Genomic DNA, 8144 nt, shown 5'->3' with positions numbered 1-8144 from the left:
GCCGGTCGATGCCATACCAAGCCGTCGAAAACTGCTTTCCCGGCCATCAAAAAAGCCCCATTAACTCACCAACCAGGATTTCGCTTCCCCGTGCAAAGCCCTCCTTGTGGGAGAGGATGGATTGGCGCGCAGCGCCAAGACGGTTGAGGGGTGCTGGACGGATCGCCGTGGGTGCCAAGCTGGAACACCCCTCATCCGACCGAGCTTCGCTCGGCCACCTTCTCCCGCAAGGGGAGAAGGAAAGGGCACCCCGCTTACGTATTCATCGAATCGAAGAAATCCGCGTTGGTCTTGGTCTGCTTGAGCTTGTCGATAAGGAACTCGATGGCGTCGGTCGTTCCCATCGGCGCCAGGATGCGGCGCAGCACGAAGATCTTCTGCAGGTCCTGGCGCGGAACCAGCAGGTCTTCCTTGCGGGTGCCGGATTTGAGGATGTCCATTGCCGGATAGATGCGCTTGTCCGCCACCTTGCGGTCGAGCACGATTTCCGAATTGCCGGTGCCCTTGAACTCTTCGAAGATGACCTCGTCCATGCGGCTGCCGGTATCGATCAGCGCCGTGGCGATGATGGTCAGCGAGCCGCCTTCCTCGATATTGCGGGCAGCACCGAAGAAGCGCTTCGGCCGCTGCAGCGCGTTGGCGTCGACACCACCGGTCAGCACCTTGCCGGATGACGGCACGACGGTGTTGTAGGCGCGGCCGAGGCGGGTGATCGAATCCAGCAGGATGACGACGTCACGGCCGTGCTCGACCAGGCGCTTGGCCTTCTCGATGACCATTTCGGCAACCTGGACGTGGCGCACCGCCGGTTCGTCGAAGGTCGAGGACACCACCTCGCCCTTCACCGAGCGCTGCATGTCGGTGACTTCCTCCGGCCGCTCGTCGATCAGAAGCACGATCAAATAGCATTCCGGATGGTTGGTGGTGATCGAATGGGCGATGTTCTGCAGCAGCACCGTCTTGCCGGTGCGCGGCTGCGCCACGATCAACGCGCGCTGGCCCTTCCCGAGCGGCGCCACCAGGTCGATGACGCGCGCCGAAATATCCTTGGAGGTCGGAACCTCCATCTCCATCTTCAGCCGCGAGGTCGGATAAAGCGGCGTCAGATTGTCGAAGTGGATTTTGTGGCGGATTTTTTCCGGGTCGTCGAAATTGATCGTGTTGACCTTGAGCAGCGCGAAATAGCGCTCGCCCTCTTTCGGGCTGCGGATCGGCCCTTCGACCGTATCGCCGGTCTTCAGTGAGAACCGCCGGATCTGCGACGGTGAAATATAGATGTCGTCGGGACCTGGCAAATAGTTGGCATTGGCGGAGCGCAGGAAGCCAAAGCCGTCCTGCAGCACTTCGACGACGCCGTCGCCGATGATCTCGATATCCTGGGTCGCCAGCCTCTTCAGGATCGCGAACATCAGCTCCTGCTTGCGCATGACGCTGGCGTTCTCGACCTCGAGCGATTCCGCATAAGCGATCAGCTCTGGCGGTTTCTTGTTCTTGAACTCTGTGAGTTTCATTTCTTGCATCATTAGACGGACTCTGAGTAAGCTTTGGGAAAAATATCGGCGGGATGCGACAAATGCCGGGCGCGGCCGAAGCGATAAATGGGCGGCGCATGACGGGAAGGAAGACCCGTCTTTTATCGTCGGTCGGTTGAAAGAGCAAGCCGCCTTTTGCGGGCAACCGAAGACGTCAGAACGGTTTCACGATAACCAGGACGACGATGACGATCATCAGCAATGTAGGGATCTCATTGACGATCCGCCAGTGCCTTGCCGATTTTTCATTGCGGTCTTCGGCAAATTTCCGGACGGCGCCGGCGAGATAGCCATGCACGGCCGACAGGCCAACCACCGCAGCGATCTTGGCATGCAGCCAGCCGCCTTGAAAACCAAAGCCTTTCCAGGCGAGCCACAGGCCGAATGCCCAGGTGATCACCATTGCCGGATTGATGATGCCGCGCAGCAGGCGGCGCTCCATCACCTTGAAAGTCTCCGACTGGACGGAGCCTTTTTCGGCATCGGCATGATAGACCAGCAAGCGCGGCAAATAGAGCATGCCAGCCATCCAGGAGATGACGGCAATCACATGGATCGCCTTCGCCCAGGGATAGAAATCATCGGGCCCGAACAGCAACAGCAGCCCGGCCAGCACCAGGAAAATGGCGATCGCGATTGCCGCGCGGCGCATCGCGCCCTTACCGGTGTTGGTGCCGTTCGCATTGTCCGCGCCCATCATCGTCACGATGCGCTCCGCACCAGCTTGACCATCCGCTCGACATGAGCGAGCGGCGTCTCCGGCGTGATGCCGTGGCCGAGATTGAAGATCAGCGGCCCGTCGCCCAGCGCCTTCAGGATCGCCCCCACGCCGTCGTCAAGCGCCTTGCCGCCGGCTACAAGCCGCAGCGGATCGAGATTGCCCTGCACGGCGCCGTCACGCTGCAATTCCTTCGCGGTCGACAATGGCACGGTCCAGTCGAGGCCCAGCCCGGTCACGCCGGTCTTCTGGCGATAGCTTCGATAGTGATCTCCCGCGCCCTTGGGAAAGCCGATGATCGGAACATTGGGATGGGCAGCCTTCACTTGCCGGACGATCGAGGCCACCGGCTCGACGCAGAACAACTCGAAAGACGCTTCGTCGAGTACGCCTGACCACGAATCGAAGATCTGCACCACGTCGGCGCCGGCCTCGATCTGGCGGATCAGATAGGCAGCCGAATGATCGGCGAGCACCTTCAGCAGCCTAAGAAAGGCCGCCGGCTCGCGATAGGCGAACAGCCTGGCCGGCGCCTGGTCGGGCGTACCGTGGCCGGCAATCATGTAGGTCGCCACCGTCCAGGGCGCACCGCAGAAGCCGATCAGCGTCGTTTCATCAGGCAGTCTGGCGCGCAACCGCCGCACCGTCTCGTAGACCGGCTCGAGATTCACGTGAAACGTTTCGCCGTCGAGAGCCGCAATTTCCGCAGCCGTGATCGGCGTCAGCAGCGGGCCGCGTCCTTCCTCGAAGCGCACGTCGCGGCCGAGCGCATGCGGCACGACAAGAATATCGGAAAACAGGATCGATGCGTCGAAGCCGAAGCGTTCGATCGGCTGCAGCGTCACTTCGACGGCGAGATCCGGGTCGTAGCAAAGATCGAGGAACGATCCGGCCCGTCTCCTCGTCTCCCGGTATTCCGGCAGATAGCGGCCGGCCTGGCGCATCATCCAGAGCGGCGGCGGAAACGCCGCTTTGCCTCTCAACACGTCCAGCACGATCCGGTCTTGAGGCATTGAGCGCTCGCCTTTCCAGGCTTCCCTATAATTAAATATTCTATTTTTAGGAATCTTATGATTCTAAGAGTCTGTTGGTTGTGGTGGTTGCCTCCTGTCCCGCTTTGCCCTCGAAAAGACCAGCCAGCATATTGTCGCGCGCTTCTCCAGCGGGATTGCAGGACTTTGTGGAAAACCGGGAATTTACGACTGGAGTCAATGCGTTGCCGCCAGGCCAGGGAAATTGCCCCTGTGGATGAAGCGAAGGCAAAAAGCTCCGTCCCCGGACTTGTCCCCAACCGCCCGGAGAAGCCGACAGCACATCGAATTGTGGACAAACCGCCATCTGATACAGTCGCTTTGCGGTGGCCGAGTTTTCCGCCCGGCTTATCCACATCGGCCCACAGCCTGGAATGTATCCTGTGAACAAACCGCAGAGCTTCTTTCACCTTCATCTGATTTCAGACGCCACCGGCGAAACGCTGCTGGCCGCCGGCCGCGCGGCTTCCGCGCAATACAAGGATGCGCGCGCCATCGAACATATCTACCCGCTCATCCGCACCGAAAAGCAGGTGACGAAGGTGTTCGAGGACATCGAGGAGGAGCCGGGCATCATCCTCTACACGGTGGTCGACCAGAAGCTTGCCCGCGGTATCGACGAACGCTGCGCGGCCATGGGCCTGCCTTGCGTCTCGGTGCTGGAGCCGGTGCTGACGGTGTTCCAGTCCTATCTCGGCACGCCTGCCGGCCGACGCGTGGGCGCCCAGCATGTGCTGGACGCCGAATATTTCCGCCGCATCGACGCGCTCAACTTCACCATGGAGCATGACGATGGTCAGCTGCCGGCCAATATGGATGATGCCGACATCGTGCTCGTCGGCATCTCCCGCACCTCGAAGACGCCGACCAGCATCTATCTCGCCAATCGCGGCATCAAGACCGCCAACATTCCGATTGTGCTCGGCGTACCGGTGCCCGAAAGCCTGGTCAATGCCAGGAGACCGCTGATCGTCGGCCTGGTCGCCACCGCCGAACGCATATCGCAAGTCCGGCAGAACCGCATTCTCGGCACCAGCGCCTATGAGCCGACCGATTATGTCGACCGCGCCGCGATCGCGGAAGAGCTCACCTATGCCCGCCAGATATGCACGCGGCATGGCTGGCCGATGATCGACGTCAGCCGCCGTTCGATCGAGGAGACGGCGGCGGCCATCGTTGCCCTGCGCGGCAAGACGCGGTAGGGCGTGTGATATTCAGGTGATGCCGGCCTGCAAACGGCGGTTTCCTGCGCTTCCGGTGCTCACGTACGAAAAGTACGCTCCGCTCCGGTTCTCGGAAGCCACCGTTTTCGGCTCGGCCTGACCTGAATCTCGACACACCCTAGTGTCAGGAACCGGGTGAAAAAATGGCTGAAAAAATCATCCTTGCCTCGGGCAGCCCGTTCCGCAAGGCGCTGCTCGTCAATGCCGGCGTCACTGTCGAAGCGGTTCCGGCTTCTGTCGATGAGCGCGCGCTCGAGGCGCCGCTGCAGAATAGTGGCGTGTCGCCGGAGGACGTCGCCCTGGTGCTTGCCGAAGCCAAGGCCACCGACGTCAGCGAGCGCAAGCCCGGCGCCCTGGTGCTCGGCTGCGATCAGACGCTGTCGCTCGGCGACGAGCTGTTCCATAAGCCGGCCGACATGGAAGGAGCGCGCCGTCATCTGCTGGCGCTGTCGGGCAAGACGCATCATCTCAACAGCGCCGTCGTGCTCGGCCGTGACGGCCAGGTTCTGTGGCGGCATGTCGGCATCGCCAGCCTGACCATGCGCAAGCTCGATCCGGCCTTCATCGGCCGCCATCTTGCGCGCGTCGGCGCCAAGGCGTTGTCCAGCGTCGGCGCTTACCAGATCGAAGGCGAAGGCATCCAGCTGTTCGAAAAAATCGAAGGCGACTATTTTACTATTGTCGGCCTGCCACTTTTGCCGGTGCTGGCCAAGCTGCGTGAGTTCGGGGCGATCGATGGCTGAGGCCACGAAAAAGGCGTTTGTCACCGGCCACCCGATCGCGCATTCCAGGTCTCCGAAGATCCACGGCTACTGGCTGGCGAAATACGGTATCGGCGGCGTCTACGAGGCCATCGACGTTGCACCGGAGGCGTTTGCCGAATTCCTGCAGACGCTGCAGGCACAAGGCTATCGCGGCGGCAACGTCACCATCCCGCACAAGGAAGCCGCCTTCGCTTTGGCCAAGCGGCGTGACGCCGACGCCGAACAGATCGGTGCGGTCAACACGCTGTGGTTCGAGAATGGCGAATTGTGGGGCGGCAACACCGATGCCCATGGCTTTGCCGCCAATCTGGACGAATATGCACCGAGCTGGGCGGCCAACGGCCGCGCCGTGGTGCTCGGCGCCGGTGGCGCCGCTCGCGCGGTTATTCATGCGCTGAAGCAGCGCGGCGTCAGCGACATCCGCATCGTCAATCGGACGCTTGCGAGGGCGCAGGAGCTGCGCGACCGCTTTGGTGCCGGCGTCTCCGCCCATGGCTTGGCGGCGACCGGCGAATTGCTCGAAGATGCCGGCTTGCTGGTCAACACGTCAGCGCTCGGCATGCATGGCAATGAAGGCCTGTCCGCCGATCCCCGCAGACTGCCGGACGGCGCCATCGTCACCGACATCGTCTACGTGCCACTGGAGACGCCGCTCCTTGCCGCGGCCAAAGCGCGCGGCCTGAGAACCGTCGATGGGCTCGGCATGCTGCTGCACCAGGCGGTGCCCGGCTTCGAGCGCTGGTTCGGCACCAGGCCGCAGGTCACCGCCGAACTGCGGCAAATGATCATCGCCGATATCGGCGCGATAAAATGATCGTGCTCGGCCTCACCGGATCGATCGGCATGGGCAAGTCGACCACCGCAAAGATGTTTGCCGAGGCCGGCGTGCCGGTCCATGATTCCGACGAGGCGGTGCATCGCCTCTATGCCGGCCAGGCCGCCCCCATGGTCGAGGCGGCCTTTCCCGGGACCACCCGATCCGGTGCGGTCGATCGCACAAAGCTGGCCGAACGGGTGCTCGGCGACGCCGCCGCCCTGAAACGTCTGGAAGCGATCATCCATCCGTTGGTCCGTGCCGATGCCGATGCCTTCCTGGCTGAACATCGTGCCGCCGGCGCGCCGCTTGCCGTGCTCGATATACCGCTGCTGTTCGAGACCGGCGGCCGTGATCGCGTCGACAAGGTCGTGGTCGTCACCGCGCCGCCTGAAGTCCAGCGCGCCCGCGTGCTGGCGCGCCCGGGCATGAGCGAGGAGAAACTGGCGTCGATCCTGGCCAGGCAGGTTGCCGACGCCGAAAAGCGCCGGCGCGCCGACTTCGTCATCGACACCGGCCAGGGCTTTGATGCGGCGCGCGCGGCTGTCAATGCGATCGTCGCCGAACTAGTCGGGGATAAGGCAGCCAGGCCTGGTTAAGAGGCTTGCAGCCCGCTTTACCTGTTGCCATTTTGTTCCAGGTGTGATTCGGCTAGAATGATGCCGGAACCAGTGGACTGATTCGATGCGTGAGATCATCTTCGATACGGAAACCACCGGCCTCGACACGCGCGAGGACCGCGTCATCGAGCTTGGCGGCGTCGAGCTGGTCAACCGCTTCCCGACCGGCCGAACCTTCCACAAATACATCAACCCGCAAGGCCGCCAGATCCATCACGAGGCGCAGGCCGTGCACGGCATCAGCGCCGCCGATCTTCAGGGCAAGCCGACTTTCATGGAGATCGCCGAGGAGTTTCTGGCCTTCATCGACGGCGCCAAGCTGGTCGCGCACAATGCCGGCTTCGACATCGGCTTCCTCAATCTCGAATTCGGCCGGCTTGGCCATCCGGCCATCGATCCGGGACGGATCGTCGACACGCTGGCGCTGGCGCGCCGCAAGCATCCGATGGGCCCCAATTCGCTCGATGCGCTCTGCCGCCGCTACGGCATCGACAACGGCCGCCGCACCAAGCACGGCGCGCTGCTCGATTCGGAATTGCTGGCCGAGGTCTATATCGAGCTCATCGGCGGCAAGCAGGCAAGCCTCATCCTCGACAGCATCCTGACTCCGGCGGGCGGCAGGCAGAATGTCGACGACATCGATATTTCGATCGGTGTGCGGCCGATCGCCTTGCCCTCGCGCCTGACCGATGCCGAGCGCACCGCGCACGCGGGCATGGTTGGCACATTGGGCGAAAAGGCGCTCTGGCTGCGCGTCCCCCCGGAAGCGAGTTCCGCCGCATAGTGATTTTGACAGGTTGCGGTCATCGGCAGCGAACGTCGATAGTTCCGTTCAGTGGCAAATCGCAAACCTTGGAGATTGGCTGAAATATCCCTCCAATTCGTCATCCCAGGGCGGAGCAAGGAGCAAAGCGACGCGGCGCAGACCCTGGGATCCATGCCGTTACCACGCGGCAGTGCGCCTGCGGACCAGAACCGAACTACCACCCCGTTCCGCGAAAAAGCTCGAACAACTCTGGATTGGTCTTCTCGATCAGCTCGATCTTCCACTGCCGCGGCCAGCGCTTCAGCGACTTCTCGCGCTGAATGGCGTCACGAATGTCGAAATGTTCCTCGTACCAGACCAGGCGCTGCACGCCGTAGCGGCCGGTGAAGCGCGAACCTTGGCCGGATTTGTGCTCCGGCATGCGGCGGCCGAGATCGTTGGTGACGCCGATGTAGATCGTGCCGCGCTTCTGGCTCGCGGTCATGTAGGTATAGCCGGTCATGGCTGAAGGGTAGCTGGCACAGTTGCGGATACAAGCGCCGTTCTGAGCCGCTGTATTCTTCGGCTGACGTGACGGCATGATGGGGTGGACGGCGCCCGACGGCATCGGATGTGCCAGAATGAGTTCGTTGAGATCTCAAACAAGGGAGCCGTCCGTGGAACACCTTATCCGTAT

General features: G+C 62.3%; 9 protein-coding genes. 5 read left to right on the top strand and 4 right to left on the bottom strand.

The features are described from left to right. Positions 1-254: 254 nt before the first annotated feature. The 3 genes from rho to hemE all read right to left on the bottom strand — a co-directional run bounded on the left by rho (position 255) and on the right by hemE (position 3263). Positions 255-1520: a transcription termination factor Rho gene (gene rho, locus NKJ91_RS32855; protein ID WP_023675925.1), complete on the bottom strand. Its 1266-nt coding sequence runs from the start codon at positions 1518-1520 to the stop codon at positions 255-257. A 166-nt stretch (positions 1521-1686) separates the two neighbouring features. Next, a complete protein-coding gene (gene hemJ, locus NKJ91_RS32850; protein ID WP_031211566.1) occupies positions 1687-2232 on the bottom strand; it encodes a protoporphyrinogen oxidase HemJ in 546 nt (181 codons plus the stop codon). A gap of 2 nt (positions 2233-2234) precedes the next feature. After that, positions 2235-3263 (bottom strand): uroporphyrinogen decarboxylase, encoded by a 1029-nt coding sequence (hemE, locus tag NKJ91_RS32845; RefSeq protein ID WP_023675923.1) that lies wholly within the window; start codon positions 3261-3263, stop codon positions 2235-2237. 401 nt (positions 3264-3664) lie between these two features. On the opposite strand from hemE, the gene NKJ91_RS32840 reads away from it, so the two are divergent. The 5 genes from NKJ91_RS32840 (at position 3665) to dnaQ (ending at position 7486) form a co-directional block, all read left to right on the top strand. Continuing rightward, positions 3665-4483 (top strand): pyruvate, water dikinase regulatory protein, encoded by an 819-nt coding sequence (locus NKJ91_RS32840; RefSeq protein ID WP_352458816.1) that lies wholly within the window; start codon positions 3665-3667, stop codon positions 4481-4483. Between the two features lie 164 nt (positions 4484-4647). Then, positions 4648-5247, top strand: a complete 600-nt coding sequence (locus tag NKJ91_RS32835) for a Maf-like protein (protein ID WP_352458815.1) — start codon at positions 4648-4650, stop codon at positions 5245-5247. Beyond that, positions 5240-6082 (top strand): shikimate dehydrogenase, encoded by an 843-nt coding sequence (locus NKJ91_RS32830; RefSeq protein WP_352453666.1) that lies wholly within the window; start codon positions 5240-5242, stop codon positions 6080-6082. Before NKJ91_RS32835 ends, NKJ91_RS32830 begins: the two co-directional genes overlap by 8 nt. After that, positions 6079-6681 carry a dephospho-CoA kinase gene (coaE, locus tag NKJ91_RS32825; protein ID WP_352453665.1) on the top strand — a complete coding sequence of 201 codons (603 nt, stop codon included), beginning with the start codon at positions 6079-6081 and terminating at the stop codon, positions 6679-6681. The genes NKJ91_RS32830 and coaE overlap by 4 nt, the downstream gene beginning before the upstream one ends. 85 nt (positions 6682-6766) lie before the next feature. Further along, complete coding sequence (gene dnaQ, locus NKJ91_RS32820) at positions 6767-7486, top strand: DNA polymerase III subunit epsilon (RefSeq protein ID WP_352458814.1); 720 nt, start codon at positions 6767-6769, stop codon at positions 7484-7486. A 196-nt stretch (positions 7487-7682) separates the two neighbouring features. On the opposite strand, the gene NKJ91_RS32815 is transcribed toward dnaQ, so the two are convergent. Next, entirely contained in the window at positions 7683-7970 is a 288-nt protein-coding gene (locus tag NKJ91_RS32815) for a GIY-YIG nuclease family protein (RefSeq protein ID WP_352458813.1), read from the bottom strand. Positions 7971-8144: the final 174 nt, after the last annotated feature.

This window comes from Mesorhizobium sp. M0040, assembly GCF_040323505.1.
GTDB lineage: Bacteria > Pseudomonadota > Alphaproteobacteria > Rhizobiales > Rhizobiaceae > Mesorhizobium.
This window is presented reverse-complemented; position numbering and strand designations above follow the sequence as displayed.

Coding starts and splice junctions, on each gene's coding strand:
- rho (WP_023675925.1), bottom strand. CDS start 1,520: ATGCAAGAAATGAAACTCACAGAGTTCAAGAACAAGAAACCGCCAGAG.
- hemJ (WP_031211566.1), bottom strand. CDS start 2,232: ATGATGGGCGCGGACAATGCGAACGGCACCAACACCGGTAAGGGCGCG.
- hemE (WP_023675923.1), bottom strand. CDS start 3,263: ATGCCTCAAGACCGGATCGTGCTGGACGTGTTGAGAGGCAAAGCGGCG.
- NKJ91_RS32835 (WP_352458815.1), top strand. CDS start 4,648: ATGGCTGAAAAAATCATCCTTGCCTCGGGCAGCCCGTTCCGCAAGGCG.
- NKJ91_RS32830 (WP_352453666.1), top strand. CDS start 5,240: ATGGCTGAGGCCACGAAAAAGGCGTTTGTCACCGGCCACCCGATCGCG.
- coaE (WP_352453665.1), top strand. CDS start 6,079: ATGATCGTGCTCGGCCTCACCGGATCGATCGGCATGGGCAAGTCGACC.
- dnaQ (WP_352458814.1), top strand. CDS start 6,767: ATGCGTGAGATCATCTTCGATACGGAAACCACCGGCCTCGACACGCGC.
- NKJ91_RS32815 (WP_352458813.1), bottom strand. CDS start 7,970: ATGACCGGCTATACCTACATGACCGCGAGCCAGAAGCGCGGCACGATC.